This is a genomic window from Bradyrhizobium sp. CB1717 (genome assembly GCF_029714325.1).
In the GTDB taxonomy this organism is placed as follows: domain Bacteria; phylum Pseudomonadota; class Alphaproteobacteria; order Rhizobiales; family Xanthobacteraceae; genus Bradyrhizobium.
Map to the genome: position 1 here is coordinate 2,663,351 of NZ_CP121666.1, position 20,993 is coordinate 2,684,343.

The 20,993-nt window shown below is 64.7% G+C and carries 22 protein-coding genes; all 22 read left to right on the forward strand.

The window, feature by feature from the left end:
- Positions 1–205: 205 nt before the first annotated feature.
- The 22 genes from QA649_RS12610 to QA649_RS12715 all read left to right on the forward strand — a co-directional run bounded on the left by QA649_RS12610 (position 206) and on the right by QA649_RS12715 (position 20,832).
- Entirely contained in the window at positions 206–1,153 is a 948-nt protein-coding gene (locus QA649_RS12610; RefSeq protein ID WP_283024460.1) for a flagellin, read from the forward strand.
- A 274-nt stretch (positions 1,154–1,427) separates the two neighbouring features.
- Positions 1,428–2,378, forward strand: coding sequence for a flagellin (locus QA649_RS12615; protein ID WP_283024461.1), 951 nt, complete (start codon positions 1,428–1,430; stop codon positions 2,376–2,378).
- Between the two features lie 292 nt (positions 2,379–2,670).
- The gene (locus tag QA649_RS12620; RefSeq protein WP_283024462.1) at positions 2,671–3,621 is read left to right on the forward strand and encodes a flagellin; all 951 of its coding nucleotides are present in this window, start codon (positions 2,671–2,673) and stop codon (positions 3,619–3,621) included.
- A gap of 305 nt (positions 3,622–3,926) precedes the next feature.
- A complete protein-coding gene (gene fliF / locus QA649_RS12625) occupies positions 3,927–5,555 on the forward strand; it encodes a flagellar basal-body MS-ring/collar protein FliF (protein ID WP_283024463.1) in 1,629 nt (542 codons plus the stop codon).
- Complete coding sequence (locus QA649_RS12630) at positions 5,552–6,259, forward strand: hypothetical protein (RefSeq protein WP_283024464.1); 708 nt, start codon at positions 5,552–5,554, stop codon at positions 6,257–6,259. The genes fliF and QA649_RS12630 overlap by 4 nt, the downstream gene beginning before the upstream one ends.
- 8 nt (positions 6,260–6,267) lie before the next feature.
- On the forward strand, positions 6,268–7,575 hold the full coding sequence (locus QA649_RS12635; protein ID WP_283026021.1) for a MotB family protein: 1,308 nt from the start codon (positions 6,268–6,270) through the stop codon (positions 7,573–7,575).
- Positions 7,572–8,765 (forward strand): chemotaxis protein, encoded by a 1,194-nt coding sequence (locus QA649_RS12640; protein WP_283024465.1) that lies wholly within the window; start codon positions 7,572–7,574, stop codon positions 8,763–8,765. The genes QA649_RS12635 and QA649_RS12640 overlap by 4 nt, the downstream gene beginning before the upstream one ends.
- Complete coding sequence (locus tag QA649_RS12645) at positions 8,762–10,087, forward strand: flagellar hook-length control protein FliK (protein ID WP_283024466.1); 1,326 nt, start codon at positions 8,762–8,764, stop codon at positions 10,085–10,087. The genes QA649_RS12640 and QA649_RS12645 overlap by 4 nt, the downstream gene beginning before the upstream one ends.
- Positions 10,038–10,619 (forward strand): transglycosylase SLT domain-containing protein, encoded by a 582-nt coding sequence (locus tag QA649_RS12650; RefSeq protein ID WP_283024467.1) that lies wholly within the window; start codon positions 10,038–10,040, stop codon positions 10,617–10,619. The genes QA649_RS12645 and QA649_RS12650 overlap by 50 nt, the downstream gene beginning before the upstream one ends.
- Before the next feature lie 90 nt (positions 10,620–10,709).
- Positions 10,710–11,942 (forward strand): flagellar hook protein FlgE, encoded by a 1,233-nt coding sequence (locus QA649_RS12655; RefSeq protein ID WP_283024468.1) that lies wholly within the window; start codon positions 10,710–10,712, stop codon positions 11,940–11,942.
- A gap of 34 nt (positions 11,943–11,976) precedes the next feature.
- On the forward strand, positions 11,977–13,452 hold the full coding sequence (gene flgK / locus QA649_RS12660; RefSeq protein WP_283024469.1) for a flagellar hook-associated protein FlgK: 1,476 nt from the start codon (positions 11,977–11,979) through the stop codon (positions 13,450–13,452).
- 3 nt (positions 13,453–13,455) lie between these two features.
- Positions 13,456–14,502 (forward strand): flagellar hook-associated family protein, encoded by a 1,047-nt coding sequence (locus tag QA649_RS12665; protein WP_283024470.1) that lies wholly within the window; start codon positions 13,456–13,458, stop codon positions 14,500–14,502.
- Between the two features lie 68 nt (positions 14,503–14,570).
- Positions 14,571–14,915, forward strand: a complete 345-nt coding sequence (gene flaF / locus QA649_RS12670) for a flagellar biosynthesis regulator FlaF (RefSeq protein WP_283024471.1) — start codon at positions 14,571–14,573, stop codon at positions 14,913–14,915.
- On the forward strand, positions 14,915–15,325 hold the full coding sequence (flbT, locus tag QA649_RS12675) for a flagellar biosynthesis repressor FlbT (protein WP_018641240.1): 411 nt from the start codon (positions 14,915–14,917) through the stop codon (positions 15,323–15,325). The genes flaF and flbT overlap by 1 nt, the downstream gene beginning before the upstream one ends.
- Positions 15,326–15,339: 14 nt before the next feature.
- Entirely contained in the window at positions 15,340–15,753 is a 414-nt protein-coding gene (flgD, locus tag QA649_RS12680) for a flagellar hook assembly protein FlgD (protein WP_018641239.1), read from the forward strand.
- Entirely contained in the window at positions 15,750–16,016 is a 267-nt protein-coding gene (gene fliQ, locus QA649_RS12685; protein WP_018641238.1) for a flagellar biosynthesis protein FliQ, read from the forward strand. The genes flgD and fliQ overlap by 4 nt, the downstream gene beginning before the upstream one ends.
- Before the next feature lie 73 nt (positions 16,017–16,089).
- Positions 16,090–18,171, forward strand: a complete 2,082-nt coding sequence (flhA, locus tag QA649_RS12690; protein ID WP_283024472.1) for a flagellar biosynthesis protein FlhA — start codon at positions 16,090–16,092, stop codon at positions 18,169–18,171.
- Positions 18,168–18,920 carry a flagellar biosynthesis protein FliR gene (gene fliR / locus QA649_RS12695; protein ID WP_018641236.1) on the forward strand — a complete coding sequence of 251 codons (753 nt, stop codon included), beginning with the start codon at positions 18,168–18,170 and terminating at the stop codon, positions 18,918–18,920. The genes flhA and fliR overlap by 4 nt, the downstream gene beginning before the upstream one ends.
- Before the next feature lie 4 nt (positions 18,921–18,924).
- Positions 18,925–19,344 carry a hypothetical protein gene (locus QA649_RS12700; RefSeq protein ID WP_283024473.1) on the forward strand — a complete coding sequence of 140 codons (420 nt, stop codon included), beginning with the start codon at positions 18,925–18,927 and terminating at the stop codon, positions 19,342–19,344.
- Positions 19,341–19,823 (forward strand): rod-binding protein, encoded by a 483-nt coding sequence (locus QA649_RS12705; protein ID WP_283024474.1) that lies wholly within the window; start codon positions 19,341–19,343, stop codon positions 19,821–19,823. Before QA649_RS12700 ends, QA649_RS12705 begins: the two co-directional genes overlap by 4 nt.
- A 41-nt stretch (positions 19,824–19,864) precedes the next feature.
- Entirely contained in the window at positions 19,865–20,377 is a 513-nt protein-coding gene (locus tag QA649_RS12710; protein ID WP_283024475.1) for a flagellar biosynthesis protein FlgN, read from the forward strand.
- Complete coding sequence (locus tag QA649_RS12715; protein ID WP_283024476.1) at positions 20,374–20,832, forward strand: hypothetical protein; 459 nt, start codon at positions 20,374–20,376, stop codon at positions 20,830–20,832. Before QA649_RS12710 ends, QA649_RS12715 begins: the two co-directional genes overlap by 4 nt.
- Positions 20,833–20,993 lie beyond the last annotated feature (161 nt).

Sequence of the window (20,993 nt, forward strand, 5' to 3'; positions counted from 1 at the left end):
GGAGGGTAATGGTAACCATATGATTTTGCTACTAAATTCAAGCCGATCTTAATCTGCGGGCAAGATTTCGCGTGCTAGCAATGCGGCACGGCGGGTTGGACCTCACCCACATCAGTCCAAAGGCATGATGCCGCCCCTCCGTACCGGTGAAAGCCCGGTATGTCCCCTCGTGAAAATGTAACGCGTACATAAAGGGACATTCGCAATGTCAAGCCTGCTTACGAACTCGACCGCCATGACCGCGCTCCAGACCCTGCGGTCTGTCAGCTCGCAGCTCGCCACCACGCAGACCCGCATCTCCACCGGCCAGCGCGTGTCGACCGCTTCGGACAACGCTGCCTATTGGTCGATCGCAACCTCGATGCGCTCCGACAACGCCGCGCTCGCCGCCGTCTCCGACTCGCTCGGTCTGTCCGCCGCGACCGTCGACACCGAATACACCGCTCTGAACACGGTCATCGGCGACAAGGACTCCGGCCTGACCAAGCTGCAGGCGCTGCTGGTCGAAGCCAAGACCGCCGGTATCGACCGCTCCAAGATCCAGGCAGACGTCACCCAGATCCAGGCGCAGCTGAAGTCGACGGCCAACTCGGCCACGATCAACGGCATCAACTGGCTGAGCATCGACGTCACGCCCTCGTCGTCCACGGCCACGCCGACGAGCTTCAACCTCGTGTCGTCGTACTCGCGTGTCGGCAGCACGCCCACCATCGGTACCATCACCGTGACGACCGCCACCTACGCGCTCTACACCACCGGCGGCTCAACGGCCAGCGGCATCCTGGATACGGTGACCGGCAACAGCACGACCGGGTTCGCGTCGGTTTCCTCGCTCAACATCGGCTCGCTGACCGACTCGGCGACCGACCAGGCCAAGCTCGACGGCTACATCGCGCAGGTCACCGCCGCAATCGGCACGGTTGCCTCGGCCGCCGCCAATCTCGGTGCGGTCAAGAACCGTATCTCGACCAACACGGAGTTCGTCAAGAACCTGATGGACTCGGTGGATCGTGGTATCGGCCAGCTCGTCGACGCCGACATGAACCAGGAGTCCACCCGTCTGTCGGCCCTCCAGGTCCAGCAGCAGCTCGGCGTTCAGGCGCTCTCGATCGCCAACAACAGCAGCCAGAGCATCCTGTCGCTGTTCCGCTAAACTTCAGGTCATCTGGAGAGGGCCGCGCTTCTCGCGAAGCGCGGCCCTTTTTTTTGGGCGTGACGCCGCGTCCGCGCCATGATCCAGGCTCGGTGTTGCAACTGAGGCACAGAGCCACAAGCCTCGCACAAGCTTCGACGGATAGCCTCACCGCTACGACAGGTTGGGTCCTTCACCGCATTTCGGTGACCCAAAGGCATGACGCCGCCCTGCCGTACCGGTGCAAGCCCGGTATGTCCCCAAACTCAATTCAATCGTCAAAGGGACATCAAAAATGGGTTCTAGCCTTCTCACCAACTCGTCTGCAATGACCGCGCTGCAGACCCTCCGCAACGTCAGCTCGCAGCTTGCGACCACGCAGAACCGGATCTCGACCGGCCAGCGCGTGTCGACCGCTTCGGATAACTCCGCCTATTGGTCGATCGCGACCTCGATGCGCTCCGACAACGCCGCGCTCTCCGCGGTCTCCGACTCGCTCGGTCTGTCGGCCGCGATGGTCGACACCGAATACACCGCTCTGAACACGGTCATCGGCGACAAGGAGTCTGGCCTGACCAAGCTCCAGGCGCTGCTGGTCGAAGCCAAGACCGCCGGTATCGACCGGACCAAGATCCAGTCGGAAGTCACCCAGATCCAGCAGGATATGAAGCTCAAGGCCAGCTCGGCCACGATCAACGGCATCAACTGGCTGAGCATCGACGTTACGCCCTCGTCGTCCACGGCCACGCCGACGACCTTCAACCTCGTGTCGTCGTACTCGCGTGTCGGCGGTACGCCCACGATCGGCTCCATCACGGTGACGACCGCCACCTTCGCGCTCTACACCACCGGCGGCTCAACCACGTCCGGCATCCTGGATACGGTGACCGGCAACAGCACGACCGGGTTCGCATCGGTCGCCACGCTCGCCATCGGCTCGCTGACCGACTCGGCGACTGACCAGGCCAAGCTCGACGGCTACATCAACCAGGTCACCGCAGCGATCAACACGGTTGCCTCGGCCGCCGCCAATCTCGGTGCCGTCAAGAACCGTATCGCGACCAACACCGAATTCGTCAAGAACCTGATGGACTCCGTGGATCGCGGTATCGGCCAGCTCGTCGACGCCGACATGAACGCGGAATCGACGCGCCTGCAGGCGCTTCAGACCCAGCAGCAGCTCGGCGTCCAGGCGCTCTCGATCGCCAACCAGAACAGCCAGAGCATCCTGTCGCTGTTCCGCTAAGCTTCAAACCATCGCAGAGGGCCGCGCTTCGCGAGAAGCGCGGCCCTTTTTCATTTGGTGTGCGTTGGTCGCGCGCCATGACTTTCGCACCTCGCCCCTCGTACGTCGATTTGACGCACCCTGTTGCGGTCCGGTCACGGGGCACAAGCCTCGCACAAACTTCGCATGCTATCGCCACCGTTACGTCAGGTTGAGCGCGCTTTTCCGCAGCCCAAAGGCATGATGCCGCCCTGTCGTACCGGTGTAAGCCCGGTATGTCCCTAACAATTCAATCTTCAAAGGGGCGTCAAGAATGAGTTCAAGTCTGCTCACCAACTCGTCTGCAATGACCGCGCTGCAGACCCTCCGCAACGTCAGCTCGCAGCTCGCGACCACGCAGAACCGGATCTCGACCGGCCAGCGCGTGTCGACCGCTTCGGATAACTCCGCCTATTGGTCGATCGCGACCTCGATGCGCTCCGACAACGCCGCGCTCTCCGCGGTCTCCGACTCGCTCGGTCTGTCGGCCGCGATGGTCGACACCGAATACACCGCTCTGAACACGGTCATCGGCGACAAGGAATCCGGCCTGACCAAGCTCCAGGCGCTGCTGGTCGAAGCCAAGACCGCCGGTATCGACCGCACCAAGATCCAGTCGGAAGTCACCCAGATCCAGCAGGATATGAAGCTGAAGGCCAGCTCGGCCACGATCAACGGCATCAACTGGCTGAGCATCGACGTTACGCCCTCGTCGTCCACGGCCACGCCGACGACCTTCAACCTCGTGTCTTCGTACTCGCGTGTCGGCGGTACGCCCACGATCGGCTCCATCACGGTGACGACCGCCACCTTCGCGCTCTACACCACCGGCGGCTCAACCACGTCCGGCATCCTGGATACGGTGACCGGCAACAGCACGACCGGGTTCGCATCGGTCGCCACGCTCGCCATCGGCTCGCTGACCGACTCGGCGACTGACCAGGCCAAGCTCGACGGCTACATCAACCAGGTCACCGCAGCGATCAACACGGTTGCCTCGGCCGCCGCCAATCTCGGTGCCATCAAGAACCGTATCGCGACCAACACCGAATTCGTCAAGAACCTGATGGACTCCGTGGATCGCGGTATCGGCCAGCTCGTCGACGCCGACATGAACGCGGAATCGACGCGCCTGCAGGCGCTTCAGACCCAGCAGCAGCTCGGCGTCCAGGCGCTCTCGATCGCCAACCAGAACAGCCAGAGCATCCTGTCGCTGTTCAAGTAAGCTCGGCTTTGGAAACGACCGTGCTCCCTCGGGAGCACGGTCTCCGCCATGGCCGGCGGATATGATGGCACAGGATGTGCCCGCAATTGATCCCCTGACGCCAGGTCTCGGGCAGTACGCCGCAGCCGATCGCGCCGCGATGAGTCCGGTTGTGCATCTGTTGCCGATACGCGCGATAGCGTCTCCCCGATTTCTTGTAAATTTACCACGCCTCGCCCGCGAACCGACACATTCGTGGCCTCGCGCAACCTTCAGACAAGGTTGGCAGCGGAGTGTCCTCTACGTTCGCATTGGTACGAGGTCATATGCTGTTCAGTCGTGCGCAGATACAGCAACTGCTCAACAATCTGCTGGAGCTCGGGCCACGACGGCTGATGGCCCTGGGACTGATCGGCTTTGCCGTTCTCGTCACCGTCGTCGGCGGTGCGTATTATCTGAGCCGGCCCGAGTTCGAGACGCTCTATACCGGCCTCACCCGCGAAGACGTGACGCGCATGGGCGCTGCGCTGCGCGAGCAGAACATCGCCTTCGACGTCAATACCGCCGGTGACGCCGTCTCGGTGCGTCCGAGTCAGACCATGCAGGCGCGGATGCTGCTCGCCGAGAAGGGCCTGCCGACCAGCGCCAATTCCGGCTACGAGCTGTTCGACAAGATCGGCTCGCTCGGCCTGACCTCGTTCATGCAGGAAGTGACGAAGCTGCGCGCACTCGAGGGCGAGATCGCGCGAACCGTTCAGCTGATGAAGGGTGTGAAGGCGGCGCGCGTGCACATCGTGCTGCCGGTGCGCGGCTCGTTCCGCGGGACCCAGCAGCCGCCATCGGCATCGGTCGTGCTGCGCACCGACGGCGCGATCGAGGCGCGCACGGCGCAGTCGATCCGTCATCTCGTCGCGGCCGCCATCCCCGGCATGAGCCGCGACAAGGTGACGGTGCTGGATGCCGACGGCTCGATGCTGCTCGCCGAGGAGGACGAGGCGAGCGCCGCGCCGACCAAGATGGCGAGCCTGCAGAAGACGGTCGGCGGAATGGTGCAGGAGAACATCCGCAAGGCGCTGACGCCGTATCTGGGCCTGGACAATTTCGAGGTCAGCGTCTCCCCGCAGCTCTCCACCGACAAGCGGCAGACCAACGAGACCGTCTACGATCCGGAGGGCCGCGCCGAACGTTCGGTGCGGAACGTGCGCGAGAAGGAATCGTCGCAGAACGCCGACCGTTCGCAGCCGACCACGGTGCAGCAGAACCTGCCCGATCAGCAGGTGAACGCCGGCGGCACCAAGAATTCCAGCGAGGACAAGACCCGCCGCGAGGACGTCACCAATTTCGAGGTCTCGTCCAAGACCACGACGACTGTGAGCGACGGCTATCTGGTCAAGAAGCTCTTCATCGCCGTGCTGGTCAACCGCGCGCGTCTGGTCGCCGATCTCGGCGACAAGAGCAACCAGGCCATCATCGACAGCAAGCTCGCCGAGATCAGCCAGCTCGCGGCGACGGCCGGCGGGCTGGACAAGGCGCGCGGCGACCAGATCCAGGTCACGGCCGTCGACTTCATCGAAGGCTCGCGCGATCTCGCGCCGGTGCCGCCGATCAGCTTTGTCGAGATGATCAACAAGCAGCTCGGCAGCGTCATCAACGCGGTGACGATCCTGGCGGTCGCTTCGATGCTGGTCTGGTTCGGACTTCGGCCCGCGGTCAATGGCATTCTGACCCATCGTGCGGCGCAGGAGCAGACCGAGGCGGCCGAGGCCGCCGAGCTCGAAGCCGCCGCGGCCCTTGCGCTGGCCGAGAGCCAGGATCCCGAGCTCAACCTCGTCGAAGATCTCGAAGGCAAGATGCAGCGAACACCGCAGAAGCGGCTCGAGCAGATCGTCCGGCTCGATCAGGCGCAAGCGGCAGCGATCCTTAAAGACTGGATGCGACGCGAGGAGGCGGCATGAACGCGGCAATCGGAAAACTCCTGACGCAGTTCGACGCGAATGGCCGGGTCAAGTCGGCGCCGCCACCACCGCCGCCCAAGATCCAGGACGTGCTGACGAGGCCGAAGGAGGCGCGGCGCGAACCGCAACCCCAGGCCCAGCCGCAGCGTCAGCCTCAATCGCAGCCGCAGTTTCAGCCGGCGCCTCCAGCGCCCGAGGCGGAAGCCCCGCCGGTCAATCTTCTCGACGATGCCTATCGTCGCGGCCATGCCGCCGGCCTTGCCGAGGGCGATGCCAGGGTCGCCGAGGAGCGCGTCCGCAGCGCGATCCGGCTCGGCGAGGAGCGCGCCAAGTGGTCCGACCAGCAGGCCGCCACGATCGTCGGCGGCTTCGAGGCGGCTTGCCGCGAGATCGAGACCAACATCGCGAGCTCCGTCGCGCGCATCCTGCTGCCTTTCCTCGCCGATGCGGTCCGCGACAAGGCGGTTGGATCGCTGGTCGAGCAGATCGCCGCGCTGACCGGCAATTCGCCGGTGCCGGTGTTCAAGGTCACCGGCCCGAGCGAGCTGCTCGACCTCGTGAGGACCCAGCTCGAGGCTAGCAGGCGCACGGGGGTCGAGTACGAGGTTGCCGAGACTTCTGAGGTCCGCGTCGTCGCCGACCAGACCGTGATCGAGACGCAGATCACAGCCTGGGGCGAACGCCTGAAGGAAGCGCGCCGGTAGCAGCCATGGTGGAAGAGGTTAAGCAGGAGCTCGTGATCGTCCGCCGGCGCAGCGCCTTCGCCGAGGAGGCGCATCACGGCGGCGTATGGAAGATTGCCTATGCGGATTTCATGACCGCGATGATGGCGTTCTTCCTGGTCATGTGGCTGCTCAACGCGCTCAATCAGGACCAGAAGCAGGTGGTCGCAAGCTACTTCAACCCGATCAAGCTCGCCGAGAATGCGCCGGCACCGAAAGGTCTGAAGGATCTCACCAAGAAGGAGCCGACCACGTTCGACGGTCAGGAGGGCCGGCGTCAGCCGGGTGGGCCGAGCGAGGAACGTCGCGGTGACTCCCCGACGGCCGAGAAGCCGCCGTTCTACGAGGAGAAGGTCCTGTTCCGCGACCCCTATGCGACGCTTGCCGAGATCGCAAACAATGCGAACGAGGCCTCGGGCCAGCGCCGCGCCGGCTCGCTGACCTCTGCGGAGGAGGACGGTCTCAAGGGCGGCGACGCTTATCGGGATCCCTTCGATCCCGGCTATTGGAAGCTGGCGCCGCAGGCATCGAAGGACGCGGATCGCATCATCGAGAGCGAGCCGAAGCCCAATCCGTCCGCGCGCGACAACATGTCGGGCGCCGGTCAAGCCGAGTCGCAGGCGCGCCGCGCCAAGACGGATGATGCCGGCGGAAGCATCGCTCCCAACGCCGATGCATCGTCCGCGAGCCTGTCGCCCCTGCTGCCGCCGGGGCCTGCGCCGTCGCAGTCATCGCGCGAGGGCGGCGCCCAGGCGAACGCGCAGTCCGGAGCGCAGGCGCGTCCCAACGACGCGAAGAAGGATTCCGAACCGCGCGAGGCCGCGCAAACACAGCAGCCCACCGTCAAGCAGCTGCAGTCCGCAATCGCGGATGCGCTGTCGGACGTCAAGGCCGGTGCGGGACCGGTCGCCGAGGTGCGTCAGGTCGAGGAAGGCCTGCTGGTCAGCCTGACCGACGATGCGAGCTTCGGCATGTTCGCCGTCGGCTCGGCCGAGCCGCGGCCCGAGCTCATCCGGGTGATCGACAAGATCGGGCCGCTGCTGGCGAAGCGTCCCGGCATGATCATCGTCCGCGGCCACACCGACAATCGGCCGTACAAGTCGGAGAACTACGACAATTGGCGGCTGTCGACCGCCCGTGCACAGATGGCTTACTACATGCTGGTCCGCTCCGGCGTCGATGCACTGCGAATCGAGCATGTCGAAGGTTATGCCGACCGGCGGCCGAAGCTTCCCAGCGACCCGGCAGCCGCACAGAATCGCCGGATCGAGATCCTGATCCGGGAGAAGCGTCTGTGATCAGGCCGCTCCTCTGCGCTGCCCTGTTGATGGTGCTGCCGCCGACGGCGGCGCCCGCGCTTGCCGATCCGGCGCCGGTCCCTGCCGCGACGTCAAGCGAACCGTATGAGCTCGTGCGTGCCTTGCAGGCCGTGCAGGACGGCATCGCCAACGGCGATACCGCGGCCCATGGCAGCCACATCGCGCTGATCCGGCAGGTAGGCGAGAAGTTTCTTGCCGCCGATGCGAATGTGTGGAGCAATCCGCAGAACGGCCAGGCCGTCGTCATCTACCTGCTCAGCGGCGGCGCGCCGCAACTGGTCCGCAAGCTGCCGCGCGACAAGATGAGCGTCGACGGTCGGTTGTTCGATGGCGCGCTCGCCTATGTCGAGGGCCGTCAGGACGAAGCGCGCGAGCTGCTCAAGGACGTTAAGCCGCGTACGCTTCCGTCGGGCCTGGGCGGACAGGTTGCGCTGGTGCAGGGCGCGCTGTTCGCACGCACCGAGGCATCGCTTGCGATCGAGCGACTGGACGATGCGCGTCTGCTCCTGCCCGGCACGCTGGTGGAAGAGGCGGCGTTGCGACGCGAGATCCTGCTGGTCGGGCAGGCCGAGGATTTCGACAAGTTCGAGTTCCTGACGCTGGCCTATATCCGCCACTATCGCAACTCGATCTATGCCGGCGATTTCTGGCAGCGTTTCTCCACGGGCCTGACGCAATCGAGCCTGGCGCTCGACGAGCGCCGCTTTGCGCGCATCGTCACCCTGCTGGACCAGATCGATCGCGCCAGCCGCATCAAGCTGCATCTCATGATCGCGCGCAACGCGATGCTGCGTGGACTGATGCCCGTGACCCGGCTCGCGGCCGAGCGTGCGCTGGCGCTCAGCGCCGATGCCTCCGCCGAGCGCGAGCGCGCGCATCTCTTCCGCGGCGCCTCGCGGGCGCTCACCGACGAATATGACGGCGGTCTCGCCGAGCTGAAGGCGCTCGATCGGTCGAAGCTGCCCGAGCGCGATGTTGTTCTCCTGAATGCGACGTTGCAGCTCGCGCTCGACGTTCGCAAGCCATTTGCAGGCGGCCCCGCCGCCACCGCCGACAAGCCTCCGGCGACGCCGGCGCGTCTCGATCTCGCATCATCGAACGCGACACTCACGCGCGCGCAGAAGCAGCTCGGCGAACTCGAACTCCTCGCCAAGGATCGCCGCCCATGACCAAACTCAGCGGAACCTCCGGACAGCTCTTCTCAGGCCTCGCCGAGAGCCTCAACATGCGCGGTGCATCGCGCTCGGCAAAAGCAGCGGGGACGAAATCGCAGGCGGATTCGTCGTTCAACGATCTGCTTCACACCGTCTCGAACCTGGCGAAGCGGGCACTCAACGATGAGGCCAGCAGCACGACCGTGAAAGCCGGAACGCTGCGCGCGCGCCTGGCGCATCAGGCCGGGAAGGACGAAGCGGGGCAGGAACGCACAGACGTGGTCGACGAGGCCAGCTCCGGTCACAAGTCGTCCGGCCCAAAGACCGACCATGCGTCGCAGACCCAAGGTCCGGTCGACGATGCCGCGAAGGCGGACGTCTCGAACCGGTCGAGCATGCCCGCGATCGTTGGACAGGAGCTCGCGGCCGTACCAGCCGTGAGGTCACAGGTGCAATCGCCGGTGGGTGACGGGAAGGACGCCTCCGCGCGCGACGAGCGCTCCTCCACGCCGAAGCGCGAAGTTCAGGCTGCGGGCACGGCGAAGATCGCCGCCGCTGATCCCGCGCCGCCCGCCGCCGCCCCGATCGGCGCGCGTTCGCAGGCGGCAGTCGCCGCGCAGCAGGACAACGACGGGCCGTCAAAGGCATTGCCCGGAACGTCAGGCTTCGAGGCCGTCACGGCCAATGTCGAACGCGCCGTCAAGGCCTCGGCCCGGGACGCACTGCCCGAGGCGACCAAGGTCACGGTGGTCCAGCAGGAGACCCATCTGCCCCCGGCGCAGTTCAACGCGCCGCAACAGGTCGCCAATGCAGTGGTCGCGGAACTGAAGGAATCAGCGCCGACGGCCTCGTCCGCAGCGCCCGATCTCGCCGGGTCGCAGTCCAATGCGCCCGACCAGCCGCTGAAGATCCTGACCGTCAACCTGGAGCCGCCGGCGCTCGGCAATGTCACCGTGCGCCTCCGCCTGGTCGGCTCGGAAGTCTCGATCCACCTCGCTGCCGAACGCAAAGACACCAGCCTGATGCTGGACCAGCAGCGCGACTCGATCCGCGATCTGATGCAGTCGGCCGGTTACGTCGCCGACGTCGCGCCCGTCCAGCACGGCTCGCTCGATGGTTTTCAGAGCGGCTCCGGCCAGTCGCAGCCGCAGCCACATTTCTCTGGCCAGCAACAGTCACCCTCACAATCGCAAGGCACGTTCGACGGCGCCGGCACGTCGTCGGGGCAATCGGACGGCGATGCGAGACAGGCCCGGCAGGAGCGCCAGTCCAACCAGGAGACGCGTCATGACCAGGACGTGGCGCCGCAGATTAATCGCGGCCCTGTTTATTTGTAATGCCGGCGCGGCCCACGCGGCCACCGACAGCGCGCGCCCCTGCGAGCGCGAGATGGCGCGTGCGGCCCAGCAGCACGGTATCCCGCTCGGCATTCTCTATGCCGTCGGTCTCACCGAGACCGGACGGCGCGGGGCGCTCTATCCCTATGCGCTCGGCGCCGACGGTCAGACCGTGTTCGCCAAGGACATGAACGATGCGATCGCGAATTTCGAGGCGATGCGAGCCAAGGGCATCAAGCTGATCGATCTCGGCTGCATGCAGATCAACCACTATTATCATGGCGACAAGTTCGCCTCCGTGCAGGCGATGTTCGATCCCGCCAAGAATGTCGAATACGCCGCGCGCTTCCTGAAGGAGCTGAAGCAGCGCGAGGGCAGCTGGACCATGGCGGTCGCCCGCTACAATGCAGGCCCCAACAACCAGCCGGCGCAGAAGCGCTATGTCTGCCACATCGTCGCCCATCTCGTCTCGAGCGGCTTCGGCGCCTGGACCGACAAGGCGCGCTCGTTCTGTCAGCCGAAAACGACCTGACAACATGAAGTTGTGCATGGTTCCCGACCATCAGCCCCGCGCAAGCAAGAACCCTCATTGTAGCTGCAACCTTCCAAAGGAGCCCAATTCATGAGCCTGTATGGTGTTATGCGCACCGGTGTTTCCGGGATGGGCGCACAGTCCAACAAACTGTCGACGGTCTCGGACAACATCGCGAACGTCAACACGACCGGTTACAAGCGGGCTTCGACCGAATTCTCCTCGCTGATCCTGAAGAGCGGTTCGGGCAATTACGATTCCGGCGCCGTCGAGACGACGGTGCGCTACGCCATCAGCGACGCAGGGCATACGCAGTTCACCACCTCGACCACGGACCTCGCTGTCCAGGGCAACGGCTTCTTCGTGGTGTCGAACGCCAACAACACCCAGCAATATCTGACGCGCGCCGGTTCGTTCGTGCCGGACGCCCAGGGCAATCTGGTCAACGCGGCCGGCTACTACCTTCTGGGTCAGCCCGGCAAGGTGACCAATTTCTCGCAGAACAGCTTGTCCGGCATGCAGATCGTCAACATTGCCCAGGTTTCGCAAGTGCCCGTGCCGACGACGGCGGGGACACTCACGACCGGCAATCTGGATCCGAAAGCGGCTGTGATCGCCGGTCCGCCCGGACCGGCGTCATATTCGTCGAAGAGCTCGATCGTGGCCTACAACAATATCGGCCAGGCCGTTACGCTCGACGTCTACATGTCCCACACGGCGACGGCCGCCGGCTCGGATACCTGGCAGATTCAGGCTTACAACTCCGCGACAGGTGCGTCGGTCGGCGCCGCCACCACTTTCACCTTCGATACGACCGCAACCGGCAAAGGCGCGCTGGCTGCGGCGAGCCCGACGACTCTCTCCTTCACCGTCCCCGGCGGTGCGGCGACGACCCTGAACCTGTCGAACATGACGCAGACCGGAACCGACTTCAGCTTCAAGGCGACCGTCAATGGCAGCGCTCCATCGGCCATCGACAAGGTCAATGTCGACGATTCGGGCTTCGTGACGGCGGTCCTCAAGAACGGACAGCAACTGACGCTCTTCACCATCATGCTCGCCGACGTCGCGAGCCCCGACAATCTGACGCCGGAGCCCGGCAACGTCTATTCGACCAACATGAATTCCGGCAACGCGCAGGCCGGGAATGCCGGTACCGGCGGTCTCGGTACCGTCCAGTCGGGCGCCCTGGAAGACTCCAACGTCGACCTCGCGGACGAGCTCACCGGGATGATCGAGGCCCAGCGCGGCTTCACCGCCAACTCGAAATCGTTCCAGACCGGCGCCGACCTGCTCGACATCGTCGTCAACCTGAAGCGCTGAATTCTCCAGCGCCCGTTCCGGGCAAGAGCAAATCATGTCCCTTACCGCCGCTCTCGACTCCGCTCGCGCTTCACTCATGGCGTCGGGGATCCAGTCCTCGACGATCTCGCGCAACATCGCCGGTGCCAGCACTGCCGGCTATTCGCGCAAGATCGCCGTGCTGGACAACCTTCCCGGGGCTGGCGTCTATGTGGCGGCGATCCAGCGCGCCGCCAGCTCGGGTCTCTACAACAACGTCTTGACCGCGACCTCGTCGTCGGCCAAGGACGGCGCGATCTATGACGGTCTCCAGAAGATCGCAACTGCCACGGTGGACGATCCGGAGCTCGACCAGTCGCCGACCTCGCAGCTCAATGCGCTGAAGAAGGCGCTGCAGCAATATGCCAACGCCCCGGACAACACCACGCTGGCGCAGGCGGCGGTCACGTCCGCCAAGGACATGGCGACCTCCCTCAACGAGGCGACCAAGACCGTGCAATCGGTCCGCGAGGGGGCGGATGCCGACATGGCGACCTCGGTCGCCAACATCAACCAGCTCCTCTCCCAGTTCGACAAGGTCAACAATGCGATCGTAAGGGGGACGATTGCCGGTGATGACGTCACCGACTATCTCGACCAGCGCGACAGCATCGTCTCGAAGCTGTCGGAGGAAGTCGGCGTCTCGATGTCGATCCGCACCAACGGCGATGCTGCGCTCTATACCGACAGCGGCGTCGTTCTGTTCGACAAGACGGCGCGAACGGTCAGCTTCACGGCGACCAACATCTATTCGCCCGGCACCACGGGGAACGCAGTCGTCATCGACGGCGTCCCGGTGACCGGCGCCAATTCGGTGATGCCGCTGAAGTCGGGCAAGCTCGCGGGTCTCGCTCAGCTGCGTGACCGGGACTCCGTCACCTATCAGAGTCAGCTCGACGAAATCGCGCGCGGCCTGATCAACACCTTCAGGGAGAGCGATCAGACCGCCGCGGCGCTGCCCGACGTTCCCGGTCTCTTCACCTATCCCGGCGCGCCGGCGATGCCGGCGAGCGCCACCGTCTCGGTCGGCCTTGCCGGCCTGATCAGTGTCGCGGCGTCAGTCGATCCGGCGCTGGGCGGCAATCCCAATCTGCTGCGCGACGGCGCGATCAGCGGCAACCCTGCATACAGATACAACACCGCCGGCAATGGCGGCTACTCGGCCCGGCTGCAGCAGCTCATCGGCGGCATGGATGCGGCGCAGCCCTTCGATGCGACCACGCAAGGCAAGCCGAGCGGCAGCCTGATCGACTACGCGTCGTCGTCGACGAGCTGGATCGAAAACCAGCGCAAGACCGCGGACTCCAACGCCACCTACCAGAAAACGCTGCTCGACCGCAGCACCGCGGCGCTGTCGAACGTCAGCGGCGTCAACATGGACGACGAGATGTCCTTGATGCTTCAGGTCGAGCGCACCTATTCGGCCTCGTCGAAGATCATCTCGACCGTCGACGAAATGTTGCAGAGCCTGCTGGCTGCCGTGGGGAATTAAGCCATGATGAGCGCGAACTACATCTCGACCTTGATGCTGTCCTCGTCGCTGAGGACCTCGATCACGAACAACCAGGCTGCGCTCAGCAAGGCGTCGACGGAAGCGACCACCGGCCGTTTCGCCGATGTCGGCCTCGAGCTTGGCGCCACGACGGGAAGCGACCTCACCCTGCGGGCGGACTGGAGCTTCGCCGATCAGCTCGTCGATACCAACGAGCTCGTCTCGGGACGGCTCGACGTGACGCAAGCCCGGATCACCCAGCTCGGCACGACCGCAACGGACTTCCTCAAGGACCTGATCGCGGCTCGCAGCACCGACAACGGCGGCCGGATCGTTCTGCCGCCTGCGTCCGCCAACCTCCAGGATCTGATTGGCGCGCTGAACGTCTCCTATAACGGCTCGTATCTCTTCTCGGGCGTCAACACGCAGAACCAGCCGGTCACGCCCTATGCCACGGGCTCGGCCAGCAAGAACCGGGTCGACGCCGATTTCCTTGCGAACTTCGGCTTCTCGCAATCCTCGGCCAGCGTGAGCGGCATAACCCCCGCACAGATGCAGACGTTCCTCAACACCACCTTCGATACCGAGTTCGCGAGCCCGGCCTGGAACACCAACTGGTCGTCGGCCACCGACCAGGTCATGCAAAGCCGCATCTCCACGACCGAGATCGCAGATACGTCCGTCAGCGCCAACCAGCCCGGCTTCCGCAAGCTCGCCGAGGCCTACACCATGATGGCGGATCTCGGTAACGCGAAACTGAGCCAGGAGACGTTCCAGGTCGTCGTGGACAAGGCCATCGGCCTCGTCGGCAGCGCAATTTCTGATCTCGCGACCCTCGGCGGCAGCGTCGGCACGGTCCAGCAGCGGATCACCTCCGCAACCGACAAGCTCAAGACGCAGCAGGACATTCTGAACAATCAGATCGTCGGTATGGAGAAGGTCGATCCGACGGAAGCCTCGGTCCGGGTCAACACCCTGCAGACCCAGATCCAGACGGCGCTGGCGCTGACCTCACAGCTCCAGAAGATCAGCCTCATCAACTATCTCTGAGCCAAGCTCGTTTTTCGAGGTTCACGACCCTTGTCTTGTTATTCCGTTTCCTGCGCAGAGTGGTCCTGATGACGTTTGAAGCCTATGCATCGGTCGTCGACGAGAGCGGCTATGAGGCGAGAGGCCGCGAGCGCCAGGCGCTCAGTCTCGGCATCGATCGCCTCGAGCGGCTTCAGAAGGGACGCTACAGTTTCGAGGATCACGTCCAGAGCCTGCTCTATGTGCGGCGGCTGTGGACGATCTTCATCGAGGATCTCGCGCATCCGGAAAACGGGCTTCCCGAGAAGCTGCGCGCGGAGATCATCTCGATCGGCTTGTGGGTCATCAAGGAGGCCGATCGCCTTCGCGAAGAGAGGTCGGATGACGTCGCGCAGCTCATCGAAATCAACCGCCTGATCCGAGACGCGCTCTAATGAAGATATCCTTGCGGGCGGGCGAACGGATCTACATCAACGGCGCGGTGCTGCGCGTGGACCGCAAGGTCTCCGTCGAGCTCGTCAACGACGTCATGTTCCTGCTCGAAGGGCAGATCATGCAAGCGTCCGACGCCACTACTGCGATGCGGCAGCTCTATTTCATCGTTCAGCTCATGCTGATGAACCCGACCGATGTCCGCGACGCTTCGGCGCTCTACGCGCAGCACCACGCGGCCCTGGTCGCGGTGTGCGAAAGCCGCGAGATGCTGGAGGGGCTTGCCGCGGTCGACGAGCTGGTCGAGGCGACACGTTATTTCGAGGCCCTCAAGCGGATCCGGGCGCTGTTCCCGGTGGAGCAGGCCATCCTGGCCGGCGCCACGATCGTTTCCCCATTCCAGGCTGCCTGACAGCGGAGAGGCACATGAACGTCACCAGCGCGACCGACAGCACCAGCAAGTCGACCAGCACCACGACGACCACGTCGAGCAACAGCGTCGACTACAATACCTTTCTTCAGCTTCTCGTCGCCGAGATGAAGAACCAGGATCCGACCAATCCGATGGACACCTCGCAATATATGAGCCAGTTCGCGCAGCTCTCGACGGTCGAGCAGGCGATGCAGACCAATACCAAGCTGGATGCGCTGCTGTCCTCGCAGTCGTTGTCGCAGGCCGACGCATTGATCGGAAAGACCGTCAGCTTCACCGACTCGACCGGCGCGACCTTCTCCGGCAAGGTCAAGTCCATCTCCATCAACAGCGACGGCTCCATCGCGACCCTCGAGAACGGCACGAAAGTCGCCGTCGGGCCCGGCCTCACGATCAGCCAGTCATGAACGAGCGCGACGCCCTCGACATCGTCCAGGCGGCGATCTGGACCATCATCGTCGCCTCCGGGCCTGCGGTCGGCGCGGCAATGCTGGTCGGCACCATCATTGCACTGATGCAGGCCTTGACCCAGATCCAGGAGGTGACGCTGACCTTCGTTCCGAAGATCATCGTCATTCTCGTGGTCGTCGCCGTCTCCGGCTCGTTCATCGGCGCCCATCTCTCCACCTTCACCGAGATGGTCTATTCGCATATCGAGCGGGGCTTCTGAGCCGCGAGGCGGCCACCACCCTCGCGTAAGCTTTGCGCGGCAGATTACGGGGCGGACCCTCTGCCGGTGACCCATGGCCGATACGTTAGCTGCTAGCCTGCCCAGCCCCCGCCGATTCGGGGCGGACGCCTTCTTTGCGGCCGGCATCGTGACCATGCTCACGATCCTGTTCCTGCCGATCCCGCCGATCCTGATCGATCTAGGCCTCGCCTTCTCGATCGCGCTGTCGGCGCTGATCCTGATGGTCGCGCTGTGGATCCAGCGGCCGCTGGATTTTTCGGCCTTCCCGACCGTGCTGCTGATCGCGACCATCCTGCGCCTCGCGCTCAACATCGCGACCACGCGCCTCATCCTGTCGCGAGGCGGGGAGGGCGAGCACGCCGCCGGCTATGTCGTCGCCGGCTTCTCCAAATTCGTCATGGGCGGCGACTTCGTCATCGGCCTGATCATCTTCGCAATCCTGGTCACGGTGAATTTCGTCGTGATCACCAAGGGCGCAACCCGTATCGCCGAGGTCGGCGCCCGTTTCACCCTGGACGCCATCCCCGGCAAGCAGATGGCGATCGACGCGGATCTGTCCGCGGGTCTGATCGACGACAAGGAAGCCCAGCGCCGCCGCCGCGAGCTCGAAGAGGAAAGCGCGTTCTTCGGCGCCATGGACGGTGCTTCGAAATTCGTTCGCGGCGACGCCATCGCCGGTCTGCTCATCACCGCGATCAACATCTTCGGCGGCATCGTGATCGGCGTCACCCATCACGGCCTCACGCTGTCGCGCGCCGCCGACGTCTACACCAAGCTCTCCGTCGGCGACGGTCTGGTGTCGCAGATGCCGGCGCTGATCGTGTCGCTGTCCGCGGGCCTGCTGGTCTCCAAGGGTGGCACCAGGGGTTCGGCGGAACAGGCCGTGCTCCGGCAGCTCGGCGGCTATCCTCGCGCGGTGTCGGCCGCCGCGCTGATGATGTTCGTGCTCGCGCTGATGCCGGGGCTGCCGATGCCGCCTTTCGTGCTGCTCGGCGGCGTCATGGCCTTCGTCGGCTACACCTTGCCCAAGCGGCAGGCGGCTGAGAAGCAGAAGGAAGATGCGCGCAAGGCCGACGAGCGCGCCCAGGCCCAGGCCCAGGAATCGGTCAAGGAATCGCTGAAGACGGCGGAGATCGAGCTGGCGCTCGGCGGCCATCTTTCGGTCCACCTCCTGGGCTCGCGCACCGAGCTTGGCCACCGCGTCGCCAAGATCCGCAAGAAGTTCGCCAAGCAGTATGGCTTCGTGATTCCCGAGATCAAGCTCACCGACAATCTGTCGATCGATCCCAAGAGCTACCAGATCCGCATCCACGACACCCGCGTCGCCCACGGCGAGCTCAGGCTCGGCGAGGTGCTGGTGCTCGTCGACAAGGACGGCAAGCCCGACGTGCCCGGCGAGGAGGTGATCGAGCCCGCCTTCGGCATGAAGGCACTGTGGGTGACGGAAGCCTTCGCCGACGAGGTCAGGCGGCAGGGCTGCAAGCCGGTCGACAATCTGTCGGTGCTGCTCACGCATTTGAGCGAAGTCATCCGGGCGAACCTCGCCCAGCTCCTGTCCTACAAGGACATGCGCGGGCTGCTCGACCGGCTCGATCCCGAATACAAGCGCCTGGTCGAGGATCTCTGCCCCTCGCAGATCTCCTACTCCGGCCTGCTGGCGATCCTGAAGATCCTGCTGGCCGAGCGCGTGTCGATCCGCAACCTGCATCTGATCCTCGAGGCGATTGCCGAGATCGCCCCCCATGTGCGGCGCTCCGAGCAGGTCGCAGAGCATGTGCGCACCCGCCTTGCCCAGCAGATCTGCGGCGATCTCTCCGACAATGGCGTGCTCAACGTGGTCCGCCTCGGCAATCGCTGGGATCTCGCTTTCCACCAGAGCCTGAAGCGCGACGCCAAGGGCGACGTCGTCGAATTCGACGCCGATCCGCGGCTCATCGAGCAGTTCGCGACGGAAGCCAGCGCCGCCATCCGCAAGTTCACCGAGAACGGCACCAGCGTGGTGCTGGCGGTGACCCCCGAAGCACGCCCCTATGTCCGGATGATCCTGGAGCGGGTGTTCCCGACGCTGCCGATCCTGTCGCATGTCGAAGTGGCGCGCAGCTCCGAGATCCGTGCGCTCGGAGCCATATCGTGATCAGCGGCCTCGCCGACAGCGTGCTGGTGACGTTCATCGTGTTCTGCCGCATCGGCGCCTGCCTGATGTTCGTACCGGGCTATTCCAGCGTCAACGTCCCGGCCCAAGTCCGGCTGTTCATCGCGCTGGTCACGACGTTCGCGCTGACGCCGATCCTGATCGCGGTACTGAAACCTCTGACCGACAACGCGGCGCCGCTGTCGCTCGCGCTGCTGATCGGCACGGAGATCCTGGTCGGGAGCGTCATCGGCCTCGGCGGACGCGTGTTCTTCCTCGCGCTCCAGACCATGGCAACCGTGATGGCGAGCGCGATCGGACTGAGCAACATCCCGGGAACGCCCGTCGGCGATACCGATCCGGCGCCCGCGCTGGTGCCGCTGATCATGGCATCGGTCACCACGCTGTTCTTCATGACCGACCAGCACTGGCAGGTGCTGCGTGGGCTGATGAACTCCTACGACGTCTGGCATCCCGGCAGCAGGATCGGCGGCAGCATGGCGCTCGACCAGCTCGTGGGCCGCCTGTCGGAAGCGTTCGTGCTGACGCTGCGGATCGCCAGCCCCTTCATCGTCTATTCCGTCATCGTCAACTTCGCGGTCGGACTGATCAACAAGCTGACGCCGGCGATCCCGGTCTATTTCATCTCGGTGCCCTTCGTGCTGTTCGGCGGCTTCCTGCTGCTCTACCTCACCAGCGACGAGCTCTTGACGCAGTTCATCCTCGGCGTCTCCTCCTGGCTGGCGGAGTGACAACATGAAGTCGCGCGCGGACAAGCTTGGTCGGATGGTCTCGCTGGTAAAGCTCCAGCTGCGGTTGTCCGAATGGCAGCTCGCGCACCTGCGGCAGCAGGAGCGCAGCTTTCAGGACGAGCAGGAATGGCTGGTTGGCGCATTGAACGAGGGCAAGCCGCCGGCGGGATCGTCGAGCGAGTCGATCGCACGGCGGCTCAACAGGATGAGCGTCGGCGCGCGCGCCGTGCAGGAGCAGGCCTCGCGGCAGCTCGATCAGGTGCGCCTCGAGACCCGCCGCGTGAAACAGCTCGAGGAAGTCGCCAAGGCGGCGCTCGCGGAGAAGCTTCGCGACGCCGAAAAGCGCTCGCTCGAGGAGATGACGGGAACAAGCCTCACCGTGCGCGCATGGACGCCACGGCCAGCCAGCCGGACCAAGACATGATCGTGACAGCGACACCCGACCTCGTCCTCGACGTCCTGGAGGCCGCCGATCCCGTGACGCAGCGCGCGGCGGCCGCGAAGCTCGACGCGCTGAAATCGTCGGGCGCCGATTTCGCCGCCACGATGGACGCCGAGGTCGGCAAAGCAGCCGCGGCTGCGGCTGCGGATCAATCCGCGGCGAAGGTCGCCGAAGCGCAGTCAGGCGCGGTGAACGGACCTCCGGTGCAGGTGATCAAGGCGCCGGCGTCCGGCGAGGTCTACCGGAAGTTTGAAGCCTTCATCCTCCAGAGCTTCGTCGAAACGATGCTGCCGAAGGAGTCCGAGGAGCTGTTCGGCAAGGGGACCGCCGGCAGCGTCTGGAAATCGATGCTGGCGGAGCAACTCGGCAACCAGCTCGCGAAGGGCAAGGGCATTGGCATTGCGAAGCAACTCGCCGCAGCAAATCCAGCGGGTCCGGACGTGACGGGGAAGGCCGGATGATGATCCGGAACGGGTGATAGAAGTTGAGGGGTGAATTTCCTATGCAGGCACAAGAAGGCGCGGCAGCCCTGGTGATGGAGCAGCCGGTCGTGGACACCGAGGCGATGACGATTGCTGCAGCATCTCCCGATGCGCTGTTGCCAGTGTTGCTGCCCAATGTCGGCGGCGAAGCGGTGATCGAGGGCGCAGACACGGTGAGATCGGACGAGGTGCGCGGCCTGTTGGCGGCGATCCGCCGGCTCGAAAACATCGTCGAGGAGGAGACGGTCGCGCTCACGACGGGCAAGAAGATCGACTTTGACGACTTCAGCGCCCGCAAGAGCCGCAGCATGCTGGAGTTCGTCCGCCTGATGCGGGCGCGGATGCATCTCGGCAGCGAGGTCGAGGTCACCGAGGAGATCCAGCGCCTGCGCGAGAAGCTCGAGCGCAACCGGTCCGTCCTCGAGATGCATTACGACGCGGTGCGCGAGGTTGCGTCGATCATCGTCAAGGCGATCAAGGAAGCCGAGTCGGACGGGACCTATACCGGTCGCACAGCGCAGGACGGAAAATGATCAGGGTAGTGCTGGCCGGGCTCTGGGTCTGCATCCTCACGGCGGGCACGAGCTACGCCGTGGCCTATTGGAAGGAAAACGGCAGCCTTTTGCCGGCAAAGGACGCCTATCTCGACGGGCTCCAGTACCAGAAGACGCGGGCGTTGAGCGTGCCCATGGTCGAGAACGGCAATGTGCAGGGCTATATCGTCGCGCGCTTCGTCTACACCGTGGAGGCGCGGACCATGCACCAGCTGAATGTTCCGCCGGAGCCGTTCGTGGTCGACGAGGCATTCCGCCGGATCTATGCCGACGACCGCCTCGATTTCAGGAAGCTCGCCCGCTACGACCTCTCGATCCTCACGACGGCCATCAAGCAGCGTGTCAACGAGCGGATGCAGGCCGACGTCGTCCAGGACGTCCTCGTCGAGGACTTCAACTACGTCTCCAAGGAAGAATTCCAGTCGAAGCCGTAGGCTTCACTGGACAGGCGTGAGGCGGCTTTTGCGGAAGCATCACGTCCGAATGAGATCCTGAGGCGCCATTCTCATCTCGTCGCGCCCTGCTGCGGCCGCGCCCGCGGTGCAAGGCCCGCGTTCTGCGCGCGCGGTTCTGAAAGTGCAACGGCCTCCGCGAA